The sequence below is a fragment of the Schaedlerella arabinosiphila genome, from assembly GCF_003885045.1.
GTDB lineage: Bacteria > Bacillota > Clostridia > Lachnospirales > Lachnospiraceae > Schaedlerella > Schaedlerella arabinosiphila.
On sequence record NZ_RHJS01000002.1, the window covers coordinates 4,010,012 to 4,032,669 of the forward strand.

Annotated in this window: 17 protein-coding genes; 5 read left to right on the top strand and 12 right to left on the bottom strand. The window is 43.4% G+C overall.

The genetic code is table 11. From position 1 onward, the window contains the following. Positions 1-12: 12 nt before the first annotated feature. A complete protein-coding gene (secE, locus tag EBB54_RS19050; protein ID WP_004075019.1) occupies positions 13-213 on the bottom strand; it encodes a preprotein translocase subunit SecE in 201 nt (66 codons plus the stop codon). A 26-nt stretch (positions 214-239) separates the two neighbouring features. Further along, positions 240-389: a 50S ribosomal protein L33 gene (gene rpmG / locus EBB54_RS19055; protein ID WP_044984812.1), complete on the bottom strand. Its 150-nt coding sequence runs from the start codon at positions 387-389 to the stop codon at positions 240-242. A 376-nt stretch (positions 390-765) separates the two neighbouring features. Here rpmG and EBB54_RS19060 point away from each other — a divergent pair, with 376 nt between their 5' ends. Continuing rightward, entirely contained in the window at positions 766-2,739 is a 1,974-nt protein-coding gene (locus EBB54_RS19060; protein WP_125128572.1) for a methyl-accepting chemotaxis protein, read from the top strand. 108 nt (positions 2,740-2,847) lie between these two features. On the opposite strand, the gene EBB54_RS31280 is transcribed toward EBB54_RS19060, so the two are convergent. The 10 genes from EBB54_RS31280 to EBB54_RS19110 all read right to left on the bottom strand — a co-directional run bounded on the left by EBB54_RS31280 (position 2,848) and on the right by EBB54_RS19110 (position 16,906). Continuing rightward, positions 2,848-3,627 carry an RpnC/YadD family protein gene (locus EBB54_RS31280; RefSeq protein WP_243127727.1) on the bottom strand — a complete coding sequence of 260 codons (780 nt, stop codon included), beginning with the start codon at positions 3,625-3,627 and terminating at the stop codon, positions 2,848-2,850. A gap of 54 nt (positions 3,628-3,681) precedes the next feature. Then, the gene (locus EBB54_RS19070; RefSeq protein ID WP_125128573.1) at positions 3,682-4,836 is read right to left on the bottom strand and encodes a transposase; all 1,155 of its coding nucleotides are present in this window, start codon (positions 4,834-4,836) and stop codon (positions 3,682-3,684) included. A gap of 254 nt (positions 4,837-5,090) precedes the next feature. Beyond that, entirely contained in the window at positions 5,091-5,291 is a 201-nt protein-coding gene (locus tag EBB54_RS19075; RefSeq protein ID WP_125128574.1) for a hypothetical protein, read from the bottom strand. Positions 5,292-5,296: 5 nt separating this feature from the next. After that, the gene (locus EBB54_RS31285) at positions 5,297-5,641 is read right to left on the bottom strand and encodes a hypothetical protein (protein ID WP_243127728.1); all 345 of its coding nucleotides are present in this window, start codon (positions 5,639-5,641) and stop codon (positions 5,297-5,299) included. Positions 5,642-5,929: 288 nt separating this feature from the next. Continuing rightward, complete coding sequence (locus tag EBB54_RS19085; protein ID WP_125128575.1) at positions 5,930-7,033, bottom strand: transposase; 1,104 nt, start codon at positions 7,031-7,033, stop codon at positions 5,930-5,932. Between the two features lie 253 nt (positions 7,034-7,286). Beyond that, complete coding sequence (locus EBB54_RS19090; RefSeq protein WP_125128576.1) at positions 7,287-8,381, bottom strand: transposase; 1,095 nt, start codon at positions 8,379-8,381, stop codon at positions 7,287-7,289. Between the two features lie 786 nt (positions 8,382-9,167). Next, positions 9,168-11,027: an IS1634 family transposase gene (locus tag EBB54_RS19095; protein WP_125127523.1), complete on the bottom strand. Its 1,860-nt coding sequence runs from the start codon at positions 11,025-11,027 to the stop codon at positions 9,168-9,170. 501 nt (positions 11,028-11,528) lie between these two features. Then, the gene (locus tag EBB54_RS19100) at positions 11,529-15,710 is read right to left on the bottom strand and encodes a chitobiase/beta-hexosaminidase C-terminal domain-containing protein (protein WP_125128577.1); all 4,182 of its coding nucleotides are present in this window, start codon (positions 15,708-15,710) and stop codon (positions 11,529-11,531) included. A gap of 466 nt (positions 15,711-16,176) precedes the next feature. Then, positions 16,177-16,650: a DUF2726 domain-containing protein gene (locus EBB54_RS19105; RefSeq protein WP_004075006.1), complete on the bottom strand. Its 474-nt coding sequence runs from the start codon at positions 16,648-16,650 to the stop codon at positions 16,177-16,179. A gap of 52 nt (positions 16,651-16,702) precedes the next feature. Further along, entirely contained in the window at positions 16,703-16,906 is a 204-nt protein-coding gene (locus tag EBB54_RS19110; protein ID WP_044990263.1) for a helix-turn-helix transcriptional regulator, read from the bottom strand. A 326-nt stretch (positions 16,907-17,232) separates the two neighbouring features. On the opposite strand from EBB54_RS19110, the gene EBB54_RS19115 reads away from it, so the two are divergent. The 4 genes from EBB54_RS19115 (at position 17,233) to EBB54_RS19130 (ending at position 22,555) form a co-directional block, all read left to right on the top strand. Next, the gene (locus EBB54_RS19115) at positions 17,233-18,297 is read left to right on the top strand and encodes an RpnC/YadD family protein (protein ID WP_125128578.1); all 1,065 of its coding nucleotides are present in this window, start codon (positions 17,233-17,235) and stop codon (positions 18,295-18,297) included. A gap of 483 nt (positions 18,298-18,780) precedes the next feature. After that, the gene (locus EBB54_RS19120; protein WP_125128579.1) at positions 18,781-19,740 is read left to right on the top strand and encodes an RpnC/YadD family protein; all 960 of its coding nucleotides are present in this window, start codon (positions 18,781-18,783) and stop codon (positions 19,738-19,740) included. A gap of 328 nt (positions 19,741-20,068) precedes the next feature. Further along, the gene (locus EBB54_RS19125) at positions 20,069-21,049 is read left to right on the top strand and encodes an RpnC/YadD family protein (RefSeq protein WP_125128580.1); all 981 of its coding nucleotides are present in this window, start codon (positions 20,069-20,071) and stop codon (positions 21,047-21,049) included. Positions 21,050-21,562: 513 nt separating this feature from the next. After that, positions 21,563-22,555 (top strand): hypothetical protein, encoded by a 993-nt coding sequence (locus EBB54_RS19130; RefSeq protein WP_243127729.1) that lies wholly within the window; start codon positions 21,563-21,565, stop codon positions 22,553-22,555. Positions 22,556-22,658: the final 103 nt, after the last annotated feature.

Below are 22,658 nucleotides of genomic sequence, written 5' to 3' on the forward strand. Positions count from 1 at the left end.
GTTAATGGCTGCTCACTTTACCAAAAGGTCAATCCCGTATTTCATGATTGCATCAATCACCGTGATGATCGCACCCAGCAATACGGAAACGGTCACAACTGCCGTTGTCTGCTTGACTAACGCATTCTTATCCGGCCAGATGACCTTCCTAAACTCTGCCTGAAGTCCTTTAAACCAGCTTTTCTTCTGCGTTTTTTCTGATTTTCCGCTCATATCATCCACTTCCTTCCAAAAAACGACTATTTCGTCTCTTTGTGCAGTGTGTGGGATCTGCAGAACTTGCAGTACTTCTTGGTCTCCATACGTTCCGGATGAGTTTTCTTATCCTTGGTCATGTTGTAATTGCGGTTCTTGCATTCCGTACATTCCAATGTGATTCTTGTGCGCACAACTTCCACCTCGCTTTTTACTTAGAGCACCTTCTAAGATCCTGCCGTCAAGACCGGTACAGCAAAAAATCCCCAGATGCCCTCTTGATTTACTACATGTTGCTGATGGTTGCGAAGCCATCAAATTTAGGCATAAAAAAAAGACCTACTTCCATTCGCAGGGAAATTGTAACACATGGAATGCGCGTAAGTCAAGCCTTTTCTCCAGGAATAACGAAATATCAAGAATTTTTTCATATAAAGCGGCATTATGCAATTGACAAAGGGGTATGGCAATTTATATAATAAATAGGAAGTGACGCTAACATTCACTTCTCAAGCCGTGTAACACTAATTTGCACGGTTTTTCAACGAAGAAAAGGGAGGTAACAGAAACATGAAAAGCATACGGACAAAAATCACCCTGTGTCTCATGGTGACCGTCCTAGCTACCCAGCTCGTAGTAGGTGCATCCAGCATCACGCTGAATTACAACAGCACCATCACGACTGTGGATCAAATGATGAGCCAGACTGCAGTTCTTGCTGCAGAACGTATCGAACAGGAACTGACCGCCTACAAGAACGTCGCGGTGGATACCGGATGTATTCCGCAATTACTCGATGAAGAGGTTCCGCTGGATGAAAAACGTTCGATTATAGATGAGCGTGTCAGTATGCATGATTTTCAGCGGGGAAATATTGTCGGCGCGGACGGCATCAGCATTTTCGACGGCAATGACTATTCCGACCGCGAATACGTACGACAGGCCATGCAGGGCAATGTCTACGTATCCGAGCCGCTGATCAGCAAAGTCACAGGGGAGCTATCTATTATGGTGGCAGCTCCGCTTTATGAAGACGGAACAAAGGATTCCAAAATTGCTGGGGTAGTTTACTTTGTTCCTCACGAAACATTTCTGAATGATATCGTTTCCTCAATCAGCGTCAGCAATAACAGCCGGGCTTACATGATCAACCGCTCCGGGGCTACCATTGCAGACACGACTCTGGAAACGATTACCGTACAGAATATCGAAGCCGAGGCCGAAAGCGACTCTTCGTTAAAAGAGCTGGCGGCGATCCATGCGGACATGCGCGAGGGCAAGTCCGGTTTTGGAAGCTACAAAATGGCAAAAGAAAAAATGTTCGCATCCTATGCGCCTGTAAACGGCACGGACGGATGGAGCGTGGCAGTCGTTGCCCCGCAGTCTGATTATCTTTCGACTACATATTTTGATATTGTCATCAATCTGGTCATGATGCTGCTTGCTATACTTGCTTCCATCTTCGTGGCCCTCAAGCTGGCCAACAGCATCGGCCGGCCGATGAAAGCCTGTGCAGAGCGTATGAGACTCCTTGTGGAAGGCGACCTGGAGTCCCCTGTCCCTGAAGTGGTCAGCATGGATGAAACCGGGGTACTGACGCAGTCCACGGCAGAGCTGGTCAAAGGCTTATCAGCCATTATACACGACATCGGCTATCTGCTCAGTGAGATGTCAAGCCAGAACCTGGATATCCATTCGCGGAACAGGGAAGCATATGTGGGAGATTTTCAGAGTATTTTGGATTCTATGCGCAATCTGAAGCTGGAGCTGAGCGGTATCCTCCGCCAGATCAACGATTCCGCAGACGAGGTGTCCAATGCCAGCGGCCAGGTGTCCTCCAGCGCACAGAATCTGAGTCAGGGAGCTGTAGAACAGGCCAGTTCCGTACAGCAATTGGCTGCGCAGATGAGCGAGATTTCCGGCCAGGTAAAGGATACCGCTTCCGGCGCGCTGGATGTACGCAACCAGACTCACCAGGTAGGCGAAGCCGTATCCAACTGCAATCAGCAGATGCAGGATTTGATGAAGGCAATGGAGAAAATTCATTCCAGTTCGGATGAGATCGGAAAGATCATCAAGACGATTGAGGATATTGCATTCCAGACCAATATCCTGGCGCTGAACGCGGCCGTAGAGGCAGCCCGCGCCGGCGACGCAGGCAAAGGATTTGCGGTTGTTGCGGATGAGGTACGCAATCTGGCCAGCAAATCAGCAGAAGCTTCCAAAAATACTTCCGTGCTCATCGCACACTCTACCGAGGCAGTGCAGTCGGGCGCTGAGATTGCAAAATATACGGCGGAAGCCCTGCTCAAAGTTGTGGACAGCATCCAGTCCATGATCGGCTCCATTGACCAGATCGCTGCAGTTTCAAACGATCAGTCAGATGCCGTTTCACAGGTCAATAACGGAATCAATCAGATTGCCACTGTTGTACAGAGCAACAGCGCAACAGCAGAACAAAGCGCAGCCGCAAGCCAGGAGCTTTCAGCGGAAGCTGCCGGTTTGAAGCAACTGGTTGAACAGTTTACATTTGCTCAGAATTGATTTGTTGTCGGAAATCCAGAAAAGCTGCCGATGGCAGCTTTTCTGGATAATGGCGCTAAAATCAGCGTAACTGGTTACTTTTCTAACATTTATATCATTTTTGCCCCACTACACAAGCTGCTTTCCGTAACGTTCTAAATACGCAGAAGCCGTTTCTAAGGACAGGCCTATTTTTTCCTGCAGCCTTTTCAAAATGGCCGTATCATCCAGGCCAAACTCCTGTCCCATTTCTATGATCTCCTGCGCTTTTCCTCTACGGATCAACTTTTCAGATTCTGTCTCAATTACTGTTCCGCCCATAATATTCACCAGCCTTTCTTCATTTTTATTTCCATTCGTAATGTGGGTAATAATCGTATTCACAAATCCCATAAGGTCTACGATCTCATCATCTGATAATTCATCCTTTTTATGCAGACGGACCATCTCATTCCTAAAATGCTCCAAATCCTTTACCGCATTTTCTATACTGTTTTCCGAAGTAATGTCCTTTTCATATCTTGCAATATAAAAAGGGATGTAGGGAAATAATCTCTTTTCCACAATATATTCCTTTGTAAATTCCTCCAAAATCACATTCGGCGATTCATAATCTACCTCCTGCCCATCTGGAAATGTAAAAGTAATCACTGTTGCTTTCGGAGTTTTTTCCGTTCTCTTTATATAGATCACCGTGAATCTTGGCATAGGAATGGTTGCATGGCCGATATCCCATTCCGCAAATTGCCTGGCAACAAAAAACGCATACTCCGCAACCCGGATCGCCATAGAACCGTCATCATAACTCTGGCACTCTAATAGATAGATTTCGCTTTCTATTTTTATTACAAAATCAGAAATCTGTTCCTCAATAGCTTTGCTTCCGTCCGCAGTCTCGTTTTCAGTCAAGAACCCTTCCGAAGGCAGAGCTTCTGACAACTGATGTGGTCAGGCTAAATTTAGTTACAACTGATATTCCTCATATAATCTTTCACGCAGAGCATCATCCATAGCAATTTTCACTACCAGGCTGCTTTTTCCTTCCTCCGTCAGACGCAGGATTAATCTCCCATATTTTTGTGCTTCTTCTTTTTTACCTTCCATTCTGCCTTCTACTTTCCCTTCCTTTTTTCCTTCTTCTCTACCTTCCTTTTTTCCTTCCTCTTTTCCTTCCTCTCTCCCTATTGCCCGCTCTTCTTCACGAATATAATCAATCACTTCTTTCTCGTCATACTCAAAAATACTCATGGCAATTACCTCCGCTTTGTTCTTTCTAAAAAAATCTTCCAAAATCCCTTCCCTGATACACTCGTCCACCGCACGCTTTACCGCCGCTTCTAATTCCATATCAGGGAGATATTTCCTGACGCGCTCCACATATTTCATGTATTCCCGCAGTGTCGGGCACTGCTCCAAAAACTTCGTATTATTGCCGGAATTGATATTCAAAACCAAGACCTTCAGCTCCAGAAACGGAGATTCCATTTCTAAAATCCGGCTCACTTCTTCGGAATCAGCGGCATTCTCATGAAATCTAAGATCCATGCCGTCCCGTAATGATGGTTCGGATTTCTCCTCGCCATTGATTTTAGCTGACATAATCGCCATGCTCCCGGCTTCTGCTGCAGATCCCTTATCCTCAAAAGGCACCACGTCATTCCTGTTGCTGCAGAGCAGATGTTCCTCCTCCGATAATTTATACAGGTCAGACAATTTCAGGATGATTCGTTCCGGGTACTTTTTGGTTCCATTATAAAATACGGTAAAATAAGGCGCCTGCAGTTTCACCGGCGTACTTCCATAGAGCTTCCTGCTCTCCACCAATCCCTCATACTCTTTCGAAATGTAATGCAGAAAACGCAGCGGCATATTCGGATTCACCGTCGATTGATGCTCATATAAATGTAATTCGTCGAATACAATAAATGCAAGGTCATTTTTCATGCCCATATAAATAGCGTGCTTTAATGTGACGACCTGCAGCTCTTCGGCATCCGTATAATTTTTCCCGCTGACCGCATTATAAAGCTCCATCTGCCGCTTTTTATCATCACGGTATAAAATACGAAATACGTTATCTTTATGTTTCTGGTTGACAAGTATCTGTTTTTCGCTCATGTAAAGCCCTCCTTCTCCGGGCTTCTGAAAAAACAGACCTCTTGCTCTGCATGATTCTAAAAAAGCAGTTCGCATTCACAACCTGTCAGACATCCAAAAGCCCTATGCTGTTTTTTATGTTTTGAAATAAGCATAGATTTTCTGAAATGTTGAATGGTAAGAAATCAACTTGAATAGAATTTTAGAATCCTTATGCTTAGTAATGATGATAACACAGGCAGCTAGTAATTACAAGTTCCTCTACGAGAATTTAGCTACAACTGATATTCCTCATATAATCTTTCACGCAGAGCATCATCCGTAGCAATTTTCACTACCAGGCTGCTTTTTCCTTCCTCCGTCAGACGCAGGATTAATCTTCCATATTTTTGTGCTTCTTCCTCTCTTCCTATTGCCCGCTCTTCTTCACGAATATAATCAATCACTTCTTTCTCGTCATATTCAAAAATACTCATGGCAATTACCTCCGCACAAACTGCTTTCCGTAGCGTTCTAAATACACAGAAGCTGTCTCTAAGGACAGGCCTATTTTTTCCTGCATCCTTTTCAAAATCGCCGTATCATCCAGGCCAAACTCCTGTCCCATTTCTATGATCTCTTGCGCTTTTCCTCTACGGATCAACTTTTCAGATTCTGTCTCAATTACTGTTCCGCCCATAATATTCACCAGCCTTTCTTCATTTTTATTTCCATTCGTAATGTGGGTAATAATCGTATTCACAAATCCCATAAGGTCTACGATCTCATCATCCGATAATTCATCCTTTTTATGCAGACGGATCATCTCATTCCTAAAATACTCCAAATCCTTTACCGCATTTTCTATACTGTTTTCCGATGTAATGTCCTTTTCATATCTTGCAATATAAAAAGGGATGTAGGGAAATGATCTCTTTTGTATGTCTACTTTTCAGGTACTTTCCCTTTTTCTATATGTCTACAGTCTGGTAAGCAGGCAATTAACCTATCTGTCCATTTCTTTGGATTTATTCCTTTTACAAAGTGTCTACGGTTTAAACAGCTTCTTACAAGCAGCTTGACGAATCTGTCTGCTGATTTTTATATGGCTGTGAATAGTAACATGAAAATTGAGCTACAACTGATATTCCTCATATAATCTTTCACGCAGAGCATCATCCGTAGCAATTTTCGCTACCAGGCTGCTTTTTCCTTCCTCTGTCAGACGCAGGATCAATCTTCCATATTTTTGTACCTCTTTTTTACCTTCTTCTCTTCCTTCTTCTCTCCCTTCCTCTCTTCCTATTGCCCGCTCTTCTTCCCGGATATAATCAATCACTTCTTTCTCGTCATACTCAAAAATACTCATGGCAATTACCTCCGCTTTGTTCTTTCTAAAAAAATCTTCCAAAATCCCTTCCCTGATACACTCGTCCACCGCACGCTTTACTGCCCCTTCTAATTCCATATCAGGGAGATATTTCCTGACTCGCTCCACATATTTCATGTATTCCCGCAGTGTCGGGCACTTCTCCAAAAACTTCGTATTATTGCCGGAATTGATATTTATGACCAAGACCTTCAGCTCCAGAAACGGAGATTCCATTTCTAAAATCCGGCTCACTTCTCCGGAATCAGCGGCATCCTCGTGAAATCTATGATCCGTGTCGTCTCGTAATGATGGTTCGGATTTCTCCTCGTCATTGATTTTAGCTGACACAGTCTCCATGCTCCCGGCTTCTGCTGCAGCTTCATTATCTTCAAGGGGCACCGCGGCATTCCTATTACTGCAGAGCGGATGTTCCTCGTCCGATCTTTTATACAGGTCAGACAATTTCAGGATGATCCGTTCCGGGTACTTTTTTGTCCCATTATAAAATACGGTAAAAAAAGGCACCTGCAGTTTCACCGGCGTACTTCCATAGAGCTTCCTGCTCTCCACCAGTCCTTCATACTCTTTTGAAATGTAATGCAGAAAACGCAGCGGCATATTCGGATTCACCGTCGATTGATGCTCATATAAATGTAAATCGTCGAATACAATAAATGCAAGGTCATTTTTCATGCCCATATAAATGGCGTGCTTTAATGTGACGACCTGCAGCTCTTCGGCATCCGTATAATTTTTCCCGCTGACCGCATTATAAAGCTCCATCTGCCGCTTTTTATCATCACGGTATAAAATACGGAATACGTTATCTTTATGTTCCTGGTTGACAAGTATCTGTTTTTCGCTCATGTAAAACCCTCCTTCTCCGGGCTTTTGAAAAAACAGACCTTTGCTCTGCATGATTCTAAAAAAACAGTTCACATTCACAACCTGTCAGACATTCAAAAACCCTATACTGTTTTTTATGTTTTGAAATAAGCATAGATTTTCTGAAATGTTGAATGGTAAGAAATCAACTTGAATAGAATTTTAGAATCCTTATGCTTAGTAATGATGATAACACAGGCAGCTAGTAATTACAAGTTCCTCTACGAGAATTTAGCTACAACTGATATTCCTCATATAATCTTTCACGCAGATCATCATCCGTAGCAATTTTTACTACCAGGCTGCTTTTTCCTTCCTCCGTCAGGCGCAGGATTAATCTCCCATATTTTTGTGCTTCTTCTTCTCTCCCTTCCTCTTTTCCTTCCTCTCTCCCTATTGCCCGCTCTTCTTCACGAATATAATCAATCACTTCTTTCTCGTCATACTCAAAAATACTCATGGCAATTACCTCCACTTTGTTCTTTCTAAAAAAATCTTCCAAAATCCCTTCCCTGATACACTCGTCCACCGCACGCTTTACCGCCGCTTCTAATTCCATATCAGGGAGATATTTCCTGACGCGCTCCACATATTTCATGTATTCCCGCAGTGTCGGGCACTGCTCCAAAAACTTCGTATTATTGCCGGAATTGATATTCAAAACCAAGACCTTCAGCTCCAGAAATGGAGATTCCATTTCTAAAATCCGGCTCACTTCTTCGGAATCAGCGGCATTCTCATGAAATCTAAGATCCATGCCGTCCCGTAATGATGGTTCGGATTTCTCCTCGCCATTGATTTTAGCTGACATAATCGCCATGCTCCCGGCTTCTGCTGCAGATTCCTTATCCTCAAAAGGCACCGCGTTATTCCTGTTTCTACAGAGCGGATGTTCCTCCTCCGATAATTTATACAGGTCAGACAATTTCAGGATGATTCGTTCCGGGTACTTTTCTGTTCCATTATAAAATACGGTAAAATAGGGTGCCTGCAGTTTCACCGGCGTACTTCCATAGAGCTTCCTGCTCTCCACCAGTCCCTCATACTCTTTCGAAATATAATGCAGAAAACGCAGCGGCATATTCGGATTCACCGTCGATTGATGCTCATATAAATGTAATTCGTCGAATACAATAAATGCAAGGTCATTTTTCATGCCCATATAAATAGCGTGCTTTAATGTGACAACCTGCAACTCTTCGGCATCCGTATAATTTTTCCCGCTGACCGCATTATAAAGCTCCATCTGCCGCTTTTTATCATCACGGTATAAAATACGAAATACATTATCTTTATGTTTCTGGTTGACAAGTATCTGTTTTTCGCTCATGTAAAGCCCTCCTTCTCCGGGCTTCTGAAAAAAACAGACCTCTGGCTCTGCGTGATTCCCAAAAAAAGCAGTTCGCATTCACAACCTGTCAGACATTCAAAAACCCTATGCTGTTTTTATATATTGAAATAAGCATAGATTTTCTGAAATGTTGAATGGTAAGAAATCAACTTGAATAGAATTTTAGAATCCTTATGCTTAATAATGATGATAGCATAGACCATACATAATTACAAGTTCTTATGACATTTTTTGGCCCGATCCCTGTTCCGGTATTATTGTTCAATCCTGTGGTGTTTACAGCAAGAATCTGACTTATTTAAAGCTGCTTTACGCCAAGAGACTGGATTCCCGTCACAGTTCTGTAATTATCTATGGCGGTACAGTAAAGCACACGCCTGGAAATGATCAGCAGGAGACTTGTTACAGTTCTATTCGAGTGTTATACATAAATTTTGAAGAGCATTGAGACAGTACCGGAAAAGCACCGCGGGAACTTTCCTCCGGAAATGCCATCACACAGAAAACAGAACTGGGAATTTTCAAGGGAATAAACCAATAAAGGGATTATCAGTTCCTACTTTCCCCCCCAGTATCATGACATTGAACAATGTACGGTATTTAAAATCGTATAATTGAAATGATTTTTGAAAAAAAGAATTGACATATTCTGGAAATGAAGCTATATCCCGTTTTCGACACTTTGAAAATTTAAAAACTCCGATAATCCTTATAAATACTGGGATTGCCGGAGTTTTCTTTGGCAAAAAATGTTGTATGTAATCGCTATCCTAAAATTTTTTTTATTTTTTTATTCAGTTCCGTTGGTTTGTAATGAAGTCTATCCAAATCTAAAGATGTTAATTGGTTCAGTGCATCAAGTGCTTTGCTGCCATTGTAGAGTGCCATATACTCGACATCATGTATATTCGTTACATTCATGTTTTTCAATGTGGTGATCAGATTCTCCGGAGTGACATGTGTCCCCTGATCATCCAGCCTGGCCTCAAGCAAGCGATATACCAGCAATGCCGTATAGCATATCAGAAAGTGCGCCCTGATACGATTCGGCAATCGATGGTTTACAGGTCTCCCGGTGAAATTCGTTTTCATGATCCTGAAACAATCCTCTATCTGATATCTCTTGTGTGAAACTGCCAGAATTTCCTTGGCCGGGTCACAAAGGTTTGTTGCTGCGGCATAATATCCGTCATATTTCTCTTCTTCTGCAATCTTCGATTCGTCGAGAACATATTCAATGGTTGCTTTTTCGCCAGATTTTGTATGAGCGACCCGCTTCAAAAATCGTTTTACATCATTTGGCCCTTTTTTTATTTCTTCCGGATCTTTTTTCTCTAACAGCTTTCGTGCACGTTCGATTTGGCGGTCACGTACAGTTCTCTGATATTCCATCATTTTTCTTGAAAACGTTATGATCAGGCGCTGTTTGAGAGTGCCGGTTGCTTTCACGCGTTTGACTTTGCCATTTTTTAATATTTTTTCTTCGTACAGCCCAAGATCAATGACCTTATCTGCAAGGACTACCTTATACGCGAAATCATTATATAGTTTCAGGTTTTCTTTCTTGTGTCTGTCAAAGCCCTTCATATCTTCTATTTTTATCAAGGTGTCGTTGGACAGCAGCCGGTAATCGCAGTCATTGAATACCGCCTGTTTGAGTGCATTACTAAGTTTTTTGATGGACTGGGTCACAATAAAGGCCCGGCCCCCCATACTGTTAAATTTGCGGATGTTATAGGAACCCAGGCCGGCATCCGCACAATAAATGAATTTGGAACCATCTATCATTTTAAGGACTTCTTTTTCTAAAGGGATTGCCGTAAGCTGTTCACTGGTATTACCGGAATGGAGGCACATGGTGATGGGAATGCCCCTGCTGTCCATGAAAAGTCCCATCTCTACAATCGGGTTCGGGCGGTGTTCTTTGCTCAGGCCATATTTTCTCAATCCATGGATCACCTCACCGGTCACTTCATCCACGATATCTTCGTCGGGCTGTTCGCACTCGAAGTAGAAATTCGTACAGTCATAATAAAGGACAGAAGTATCACGTTTGACGATCGAATTGCTATACTTAAAAAGCCACATCAGGTAATCGTCATAATTATTTTCTAAAAGATCCATAAACCGGAGGATGTGCTGGTAATCGAAATCCGGCTGCTCGTAGTAGGAATCCCGGCGGTTCCAGGTGGCAAGCTTAGAGCTGGGATCCAGGATTCTCGCGTAGGTAAGGAAACGTGAGATTGTAAAACAGTCATATGTAACTCTCCGGGTGTCCGTTTTCTGGCGAAAGAATTCTTTAAGGCTGAGATGTTTCATAATATTCTGAAGAAAGAAATATCCGATGTTGACCCAGTTGGAGGAAGAGGCTTCAAGCTCTGTAGATTTCACCTTTTCGTTAAAATCGGCAGTCAGATTAAAAGTGACTTTACCAACGCGGTACTCTTCATTCATTTTTCTGATTTCTTCTCTGACATATGCTTCCGGATCGTCTGTTATTTTGAGAAGTTCAGAATGCTTCCCGAAGTTTTTGACATTTCGAGTGGTAGTTTTTTTCCCATTTCGGATTCCCTGCTGTGCGTAATAGGTAGGATCCTTGAGACGTTTATCAAAGTAAAGCTTCATAGAACATCACCTCAAAAACATTATATCACAAACATACAGCACATACAACATAAAAACAAGAAAAATTTGACAAAAAAATACGCCTACCATAAGGCTTTAGAACAATTTTTCATACTTGAAACTGTCGAAAACCCGGTATTTAAAATCGTATAATTGAAATGATTTTTGAAAAAAAGAATTGACATATTCTGGAAATGAAGCTATATTAGTATTATAGAAATTGAAAGCAAAGAAATGTCATATCCGTTGTCACATTATCGGCGTTATAATACGCTTGTATCTGTAAATCAGATAACAGACACAGTATCGTTTTGATAGATATGACGCAATGAATCAGATCACAACTCCAAATTTGAAAAGTAATAAAGGGTAAAAAAGAGCACTTCCAGGTTTGCTCTTTTTTACTTTGTTCAGAAGTTTTCTTTTGATCCTTCCGCTGACAGATACAAAAACAGGGCATGGCTTCCGGTATAGGCGCCATGCCCTGTTTTCAATTACTTATTATTTTTTCTTTGTTTTTTGAGTCGATTTCTTTGTGGTCTTTTTTGTAGTCTTTTTAGGCGTTTTCTTCTTGCCGCCTTTCTTTTTTACAAGACCGACAATCACTCCGATACTTACAACAGCCGCTGCGATCCATGGAATGAATGAAATCGGGTCACCCGTCTTTGGCATGAGGTTGGAAAGAGCATTCTTACTGTCATCCGATACGCCTTGTTCGGCTGCATTGGTTGTTGATGTCGTTCCATTTCCTGTACCGTCCCCGTTTTGGTCGCCTGAACCGTCTCCGTTTTGATCTCCGTTCGGGTTATTCGGGTCATCTGGATTATCCGGATTATTCGGGTCATCTGGATTGTTCGGGTCGTCCGGATTGTTCGGATCGTCCGGGTTATTCGGGTCATCCGGGTTGTTCGGATCGTCTGGATTATTCGGGTTATTCGGATCATCTGGATCAGTGGGGTTATTGCTCCCTACTTCCTTCCACGCAACTGCCAACGGTGATGCACCGTCCACATAGAAACTTATACCTTTATCCGTTTTTTCAACAGAAGGCTCCTCTGTTTCTCCTGGCATATGATTTTTCATCTCAGCCGCAAACATATGTGTTACTGCAAAGTCATGAGTAGCTCCGGTAACGCCTTCCGGCAACTGAAGCTGTTCATAAGTAAGATTAATCTTAATTGGGAAATCCTGTTCTTCTGGAGTTACCCAATCTATAATTTTGCCCTTCTCATCATAAATTGCAATGCGGACTGTCAAATCATATACCTTTACATTTTGATTAACATATCCAGGTATTGCAGAAAGAAGAGCTGTCATAAAGGCTTCAACAGTTTCGTGGTTTTCAACTATTGTATCTTCATCAAGCCTCTTACCAAGTAATGACTTAATCTGATTATCTGTCAAACCAACCTTTAACTCTGCAACTGACTGTACTTCAGTATCCCCTGTCTTTTCAAAAGAAGCACTCGACGCTTCACTCTTATCTAATGTATCGCTAACGGCAATCGCTTGAACAGTTGTCGTATCACTAATAGAAAATTGATCCGTGTATAAAGTACTACTTTCAGTAGGCACACTGCCATTTGTAGTATAATAAATCTTCATCCCTGGCATATTCGTGGGATATGTGAGTACTACATTTGCCCGACCTCGGAATGTAGTACCGCCAGTAGCCAATTCAATAATAGGTGACTTAGCCGTCAGCCTCTTTGTAGTCACTTCTGCCGATGCTGTACCCTCACTTTCTTTATGTGTAGCTGTTTCCGCATATTTTATATACGCAACATATTTTGTACCTGGCAGACACCCTTCAAATGTATTGGAAGGACCATATGTCGCTCCGCCATCGAAGCTATAAAGGTAACGACCCTCTTCTACTGGAGTTACAGTTGCTGTAAAGGTTTCTCCATCTGCATTTGGTTCCTCACTAATTGTTAATTCACAGGCTTCCGGAGGATCTTGTGGTAATTTTTCAAAGTCTTCCGTGTACTGTCCTGGTGATGTGCTCTTTGCAACATTCTTTGTACCGTCTGTATAAGCATAAAATGTATGTGTACTCCCTGGTTCAATGCCATCGAACACACCTACTGGCGTTAACACTTCCGGCTTTTCCGGATCTAGTGATATCCACTGACCTTTTACAGTCCAAACTGTCGGATCAGCTACATTTGGATTTTCTGCATCCATACAGAACCAAACATCACACGTTGGATCTATAACATCCTCTTTCGGATTGTTGCCAGCCACAGTTACATTATGTGTAAATTTAGTAGGATCACTTTGACTCACCCCATAAAAACCATCCAAACTAAGTACTGGTGCATCACGTTGAATAATCTCTATTTCACCAGTCAATATATGTGAATCCAAAGTATATGTTCCATCTATAGAATAGTTACCTCCTTTAGGACCGGAAAGATACTGATTAGTCAATGTCACTTGGGTATAAGTACCTACATCCGGAAAACCTATTGTTCCAGTAATTGCAGACGGATCAACTACAATATCGTCTTTATTCTTTTTATCTTCATCTCGAACATTCGTCAAATCTACTTTTAAATCAATAATCTTAACATCTGTAGTTCCATTATATTTCCTTTGGCTCTCAGCAGTAATACTGGTAACCGCTAATGGTATTCTTTTAATTTCATATTCTGCCGTCGCTGAACCAGTAAAATTTCCTTTTCCAGTAACTGTTACAATAATCTTCCCTGCACTAGTAAAGTCTTCCCCTCTAGAATATTCCACTGTATAATCGGTATCTGGAACTTTACCATCTACATTTTCATCAGTTTTTATACTTTCTAATGTAACTTCTACTGACGTAGGCTTATGTTCTTTTCCATCATACATGAAAGAATTAATTCCATTTGCGAACTTAAGATCCACTTTAGCATTTTCAAATGATGCTGGTTTTATATTATATGAAACAACAATTGGATCTCCCGTCAAATTGCCATCACTAATTGGATTAATTTGGATCTCGCCTTTTCCTGCATTTTTATTCTTACCTTCTGGCAATTTCCAACTGTAATCTTTACTATTCAATGTACGACCATCATATGTCAAGTCAAACTTAAACCCATCTCCTTTTGTATAATCTCTACCAATATACTCCTTATCTTCCATTTGTTCAGGTGCTACCTTACACTCTTTAATATCTCGAGGCAACACAGTAAATTTTCCCACTGCATCTGCGCACCCTGCTTTTGAAAAACGAACTTCATAGTCTCCTGCATCTATAATCTGAGGTTTTTCCCCTTCTAATGGATCACCATTTCTTTTATAGGTTATCTTCCATCCAGTTGAATCAACAGCAAATTCTTTATTTAAGCTCTCATTTCTTCTCGTCTTTGCAATCGTATAAACTTTTGAGCTCAAATCAGCTCCTGTATAAACTTGCGATGGTGTAGTCGCTTTAATATCTTCACTCTGAAGTATCACCTTTAAATTCAATGTATCCTTAAGAATTGCACCTTCTTCTTTCGTCACTTTATCAGCATTAACAAGGGTACCATCTCCTGTAATTTCACCACGGAATGTCCAACCAGTCAATTTTGAAGGTATAGTTACAGACGCTGGATCAAAAATAGATAAGACCTGCCCTTTTTGTAACTTAAAATTATCTGGCATAATTGCTTTATTGTATGCAATACACACATTACCAGTTAAAATATTGCCCTGATCATCCTTTGTAGCCGTGGTCCATATCAAACCATTAAACGTATCTGTATTAATGTCTGGATTCAAGCCATTCGTTACAACCTCAATGCTATTTCCTTCATTAGATGTTAGCTTTTCTGATAAAATTCCATATGACTGAGCGCCATTATTTTTTCCTCTTCCTCCCCAAGCCACTACTTGCTTATTGTCAACGTTAATCGCAATTGTACCACTAACATTTCCACCACTACCTGAGCCAATTCCAGGTGCACCTTTCGCCCTTTCATCAGAGTCACCAGCATTACCGTCACCACCTATGGCAGTCACATCACCACCATTTATTGTAATTGTTCCTGCACCACCTGCGCCATATCCACCAATTCCTGCGCCTCCTGCGCCTCCTGTAGCCTTAATTGTGCCACTTTCAATAGTAATATTTCCTGCTGTAACAGTATCCGCAACACCATCGCCTCCAATTCCTGCTCCTCCATAAGGCGAACTTACCGTTAAAGAAGCACCTGGTTCACCCTCTTTAATCGTCAATGATGCTGAATCTGGAACTGCAATTCCAGCTCTCGTACGAGCACTTGTTAAAGTATTATTCCCTTTTAAAGTTAAGTTTACTTCTGCCTTTTTCCCTATGTCCAATGCAGAAGGCCGTTGGGCATCATCAGTAATGTTACTCAAATCTATATTTACATTATTCATTATAATATCGTGCTTGCCACTTTCAACTTTAATCCCCCATTCAACGCTATCCGTTCCTGTTCCAGTAATCGTATGGCCTTCGCATCCAGAAGTCCCACATGATGTTATAGTATCTATTCCAGCCTTCTCCCAATAATATCCCTCATCTGTCAATATCAAATTGCCGTTACCATTTCCTGCTCGTTGACTTGTCTGAACAGTCTGTGCTGCTTCCACCCCCAGCGGCACAAAAAACGATGCCACAACCGCCGTCATTGCCATCGCCAGAACTTTCCCCTTTATTCTCTTTTGAATCACTCTATCCTTGATCATCTCTACACATCCTCATAATCCTATTATTTAAAACCCTTACTAGTTTCAGTATAGTGCAAAAGTCCACAAAATTCAACGTTTTTATCCATAAATCACGGAAACTTAATATGATTCCTGCAGCCATGCACTTTCCCCCACGGCATCCGAACCGGTAAGCCACGATTTTGAATATCCGGCTCCTCTCTGCCAGGCAGCTTAAGGTGGGCCGGAAACGCCGCAGTTTCCAATCGGCAAAGCCGTGAACTGCAGCAAACATCTTTTATTTTTATGGACATCCAATAGCAGCCCCTCCCTTATATTTATCAGATATTTCTCCGCAACGGGCAAACTATTCGTATATTAGTTATCGACTATATCCCATATTTTGATAAGCATTCTTTTCTAACTTAATCTTCCAAATTTGCCAATCATAAAGACCGGCAACTGAAAGGGGTCGGTGCCTTTTCTGCATGTCCGTCTTCCATACTTAATATTCTTTAAAAAGCTTCCGTACTGCTGCCTCGTCATAATCCCTGATCCGTTTCAGCGGGATGCCAGCTGCCTTGAATGCACGGTCTTTGAAAAGATCCTTTTCTTTTGCTTTTTCCGTGTCATGGGAACTGTCATCCAATTCCAGCGCAAAATACACCTGGAAATCTTCATCGCAGATCACAAAGTCCACATGCTTCTGCGATATCTTTGCAAAATACTTCATATAATGCTTTTTGTCGGTGACTTCCATCAGGTCCTTGAGCCCGATCTTAGGGCAGATCAGGAATCCCTTTTTGTATGCTTCTTCCCGAAGGAGCACATAAAACTTATACTCCCGCTTCGTAAGGAGCGGCCGTGCCCGGTAAGGATAGGACTTTTTTTCAAAGTACCATATCAAAAAAATGATGACCGCCGCGAGCAGCAGCACAACAGACAGGCACAGCCCCAGATCCAGGCGTACTTGTTTCATATCTTACCCTTTCTTTTGTATCCGTTCCTGTTCTGAACGGCGGATTCGCCCTTCAATTCGTATCCTCTTCATAGATAAAAATGTCCTCTATGTGCATTCCGAAGTATCGCGCAATCTTAAACGCAAGCTGAATAGACGGGTTGTATCTGCCGTTTTCCAAAGATCCGATTGTCTGTCTTGATACCTGCAGCGCGGTGGCAAGCTCTTCCTGCTTGATGCCCTGCGCTTTCCGCAATTTTTCTAAGTGGTTTTTCATAATATTCATGTACTTTCCATTTACATTCCCGGATTGCCGTATCATTCCGGGCTTTTCGAAGCCCACCGCATTTTCCGGAAGTTCCGGGTTCTCACATTATACCACGCGAAACAGGATATTCGCAACCTCCCAAATGGCGGTGTGAAAGATTTTTATTGAGGGCGTTACATAACTATTTACTTTCACTGCCCTGTCTGTTATACTTGTCATGTGAAAACCTATCGGACGCCATTCCGGCTGTCCGGCAATTCTGGCATCTCGCCGTATTTCACAGCAATTGAAACCCATTGGTTTATACTTTATTTTAAAGAAAGGATGGATCATCTATGTCTGCAAAAAACAAACCTGGCAGCTCGATGCTGTGGGATGAGATTCTCAAAGCCATTGTAGATGCCATGCCGGAACAGCTTTTTCCCCTCTTTAAGGAACTCTATGGAAAAGAGTATCCAAGAGGGACACCGATCACCCTGCTGGCTACTGAGTCTTCCACTTATCGGGAGAATCCGGATGCGCCGCCGGGTTCCCGACTATGCGATATCGCGCTTTTGGTAAACGGCACGGACTATTATCATCTGGAATGCCAGATGCGCAACGACCAGGATATGGTCATCCGAATGGTCGCTTATGATCTGCATTTTGCCATGCAGCACACTACCTCCGGGGAACAAAATCTGGACGGCCTGGTCATGCGCTTCCCCCGCTCTGCCGTCATTTATCCGGAGAAGAACAACCGGATTCCGGATGCTCTGCGCTGCCGCATCATTTTTCAGGATGGAAGCGAACATATTTACCAGATCCCTACTGTCAGAATCCAGTCCTATTCCCTGGAGGAGATTCAGGAAAAGCACCTGAACCTTTTTCTACCATACGTTCTGCTCCGGCTGCGTCCCCGGTTGAATCCGAAAAGGAAGTTTCCTTTGACAAAAAATGAATTGACAGCCTTTGTTGACAAGGTTATGATAATACTAAAAGATGAAGTGGAACAGGGATATTTGACAGAGCAGGAATATGACGATTATGTGAACCTGTTCCGCCGTGCCGCTGAAAAAATATTTGAGAAGCATGCTGATTTTTACGAGGAGGTGGATCGTATGACGAAGCCATTGATTGAACTGCCAAGTGTACTTCAAAAGCGTCTGTATGCGGAGATTGACAGTTTGAATGCGAATAAAAAAGCATTGATTGCGGATAATGAGACGCTGCTTGCTAATAACGAGACATTAATTGCGGATAATGAAATGCTGACTGCGGATAATGAGATGCTAACTGCGGATAATGAGATGCTGACTATCGACCGAAACGCCCTGGCCGTTGAACTCGCTGACAAAAACGCAGAGCTTGCCCGCATGAGAGCTTTATTAGAGCAACATCACATTCCGGTAAATGCTTAATTCTTCTCAGGACTTATCATTTTATGGGGGATGTTTCAGAAGAAACACATCCCCCAGCAGCAACAGGAGCCGGCACTCCGGAACACTTTAAGCGCCGGCTTTATTTTTATGACCGTTATTGCTCACACCTACAGTGTTGCCAGTAAGTTACTGTTCACGGTGCTTTGCACTCTGCTGCAAGGCATCCGGCCAGTAAAATAGCGGTTGCGTGCATCCAGCCCCTCGCCGTCAGGTGACTTTTCAATGGGCTGGATGCCGTTACAGTTCGCGGCCGGTTAGGCCGTGAACTGTAACGCCAGTAACTGTCGTGCGTAAAAACTGGAATAGTGACTATTTACTTTCTCTGCCCTGTCTGTTATACTTGTCATGTGAAAACCTATCGGACGCCTTTCCGGCTGTCCGGCAATTCTGGCAGCTCGCCATATTTCACAGCAATTGAAACCCATTGGTTTATACTTTATTTAAAGAAAGGATGGATCATCTATGTCTGCAAAAAACAAACCTGGCAGCTCAATGCTGTGGGATGAGATTCTCAAAGCCATCGTGGATGCCATGCCGGAACAGCTTTTTCCCCTCTTTAAGGAACTCTATGGAAAAGAGTATCCAAGAGGGACACCAATCACCCTGCTGGCCACGGAATCTTCCACTTACCGGGAGAACCCGGATGCGCCGCCGGGTTCTCGCCTGTGTGATATCGCGCTTTTGGTAAACGGCACAGACTATTATCATCTGGAATGCCAGATGCGCAACGACCAGGATATGGTCATCCGCATGGTCGCTTATGATCTGCATTTTGCCATGCAGCACACCACCTCCGGGGAACAGAACCCGGACGGCCTGGTCATGCGCTTCCCCCGCTCTGCCGTCATTTATCCGGAGAAGAACAGCCGGATTCCGGATGTTCTGCGCTGCCGCATCATTTTTCAGGACGGAAGCGAACATATTTACCAGATCCCCACTGTCAGAATCCAGTCCTATTCCCTGGAGGAGATCCAGGAAAAGCACCTGAACCTTTTTCTACCCTACGTTCTGCTCCGGCTGCGTCCCCGGTTGAATCCGAAAAGGAAGTTTCCTTTGACAAAAAATGAATTGACAGCCTTTGTTGACAAGGTTATGATAATACTAAAGGATGAAGTGGAACAGGGATATTTGACAGAGCAGGAATATGACGATTATGTGAACCTGTTCCGCCGTGCCGCCGAAAAAATATTTGAGAAACATGCCGATTTTCGAAGAGAGGTGGATCGTATGACGAAACCATTGATTGAACTGCCAAGTGTACTTCAAAAGCGATTGATTGCGGATAATGAGAGGTTGCTTGCTAATAATGAGATGCTGACCGCCGATAATGAGATGCTGACTGTCGAACTTGCTGACAAAAATGCAGAGCTTGCTCGCATGAGATCATTACTAGAGCAACATCACATTCCGGTAAATGCTTAATTCTTCTCAGGACTTATCATTTTATGAAGGATGTTTCAGAAGAAACACATCCCCCAGCAACAACAGGAGCCGGCACTCCGGAACACTTTAAGCGCCGGCTTTATTTTTATGACCGTTATTGCTCACACCTACAGTGTTGCCAGTCACTGTCGTGCGTAAAAACTGGAATAGTGACTATTTACTTTCTCTGCCCTGTCTGTTATACTTGTCATGTGAAAACCTATCGGACGCCTTTCCGGCTGTCCGGCAATTCTGGCAGCTCGCCATATTTCACAGCACTTGAAACCCATTGGTTTATACTTTATTTTAAAGAAAGGATGGATTATCTATGTCTGCAAAAAACAAACCTGGCAGCTCGATGCTGTGGGATGAGATTCTCAAAGCCATTGTAGATGCCATGCCGGAACAGCTTTTTCCCCTCTTTAAGGAACTCTACGGTAAAGAGTATCCAAGAGGGACACCAATCACCCTGCTGGCCACGGAATCTTCCACTTACCGGGAGCACCCGGATGCGCCGCCGGGTTCCCGACTGTCCGATATCGCGCTATTGGTAAATGGCACGGACTATTATCATCTGGAATGTCAGATGCATAACGACCAGGATATGGTCATCCGCATGGTCGCTTATGATCTGCATTTTGCCATGCAGCACACTACCTCCGGGGAACAAAATCTGGACGGCCTGGTCATGCGCTTCCCCCGCTCTGCCGTCATTTATCCGGAGAAGAACAACCGGATTCCGGATGTTCTGCGCTGCCGCATCATTTTTCAGGACGGGAGCGAGCATATTTACCAGGTCCCTACTGTCAGAATCCAGTCCTATTCCCTGGAGGAGATCCAGGAAAAGCACCTGAACCTTTTTCTACCCTACGTTCTGCTCCGGCTGCGTCCCCGGTTGAATCCGAAAAGGAAGTTTCCTTTGACAAAAAATGAATTGACAGCCTTTGTTGACAAGGTTATGATAATACTAAAGGATGAAGTGGAACAGGGATATTTGACAGAGCAGGAATATGACGATTATGTGAACCTGTTCCGCCGTGCCGCCGAAAAAATATTTGAGAAACATGCCGATTTTCGAAGAGAGGTGGATCGTATGACGAAACCATTGATTGAACTGCCAAGTGTACTTCAAAAGCGATTGATTGCGGATAATGAGAGGTTGCTTGCTAATAATGAGATGCTGACTGCCGATAATGAGATGCTGACCGCCGATAATGAGATGCTGACTGTCGAACTTGCTGACAAAAATGCAGAGCTTGCTCGCATGAGATCATTACTAGAGCAACATCACATTCCGGTAAATGCTTAATTCTTCTCAGGACTTATCATTTTATGGGGGATGTTTCAGAAGAAACACATCCCCCAGCAGCAACAGGAGCCGGCACTCCGGAACACTTTAAGCGCCGGCTTTATTTTTATGACCGTTATTGCTCACACCTACAGTGTTGCCAGTAAGTTACTGTTCACGGTACTTTGCACTCTGCTGCAAGGCATCCGGCCAGTAAAATAGCGGTTGCGTGCATCCAGCCCCTCGCCGTCAGGTGACTTTTCAATGGGCTGGATGCCGTTACAGTTCGCGGCCGGTTAGGCCGTGAACTGTAACGCCAGTAACTGTCGTGCGTAAAAACTGGAATAGTGACTATTTACTTTCTCTGCCCTGTCTGTTATACTTGTCATGTGAAAACCTATCGGACGCCTTTCCGGCTGTCCGGCAATTCTGGCAGCTCGCCATATTTCACAGCAATTGAAACCCATTGGTTTATACTTTATTTAAAGAAAGGATTGATTATCTATGTCTGCAAAAAACAAACCTGGCAGCTCAATGCTGTGGGATGAGATTCTCAAAGCCATTGTAGATGCCATGCCGGAACAGCTTTTTCCCCTCTTTAAGGAACTCTACGGTAAAGAGTATCCAAGAGGGACACCAATCACCCTGCTGGCCACGGAATCTTCCACTTACCGGGAGAACCCGGATGCGCCGCCGGGTTCTCGCCTGTGTGATATCGCGCTTTTGGTAAACGGCACAGACTATTATCATCTGGAATGCCAGATGCGCAACGACCAGGATATGGTCATCCGAATGGTCGCTTATGATCTGCATTTTGCCATGCAGCACACTACCTCCGGGGAACAAAATCTGGACGGCCTGGTCATGCGCTTCCCCCGCTCTGCCGTCATTTATCCGGAGAAGAACAACCGGATTCCGGATGTTCTGCGCTGCCGCATCATTTTTCAGGACGGGAGCGAGCATATTTACCAGATCCCTACTGTCAGAATCCAGTCCTATTCCCTGGAGGAGATCCAGGAAAAGCACCTGAACCTTTTTCTACCCTACGTTCTGCTCCGGCTGCGTCCCCGGTTGAATCCGAAAAGGAAGTTTCCTTTGACAAAAAATGAATTGACAGCCTTTGTTGACAAGGTTATGATAATACTAAAGGATGAAGTGGAACAGGGATATTTGACAGAGCAGGAATATGACGATTATGTGAACCTGTTCCGCCGTGCCGCCGAAAAAATATTTGAGAAACATGCCGATTTTCGAAGAGAGGTGGATCGTATGACGAAGCCATTGATTGAACTGCCAAGTGTACTTCAAAAGCGTCTGTATGCGGAGATTGACAGTTTGAATGCGAATAAAAAAGCATTGATTGCGGATAATGAGACGCTGCTTGCTAATAACGAGACATTAATTGCGGATAATGAGATGCTGACTATCGACCGAAACGCCCTGGCCGTTGAACTCGCTGACAAAAACGCAGAGCTTGCCCGCATGAGAGCTTTATTAGAGCAACATCACATTCCGGTAAATGCTTAATTCTTCTCAGGACTTATCATTTTATGGGGGGATGTTTCAGAAGAAACACATCCCCCAGCAGCAACAGGAGCCGGCACTCCGGAACACTTTAAGCGCCGGCTTT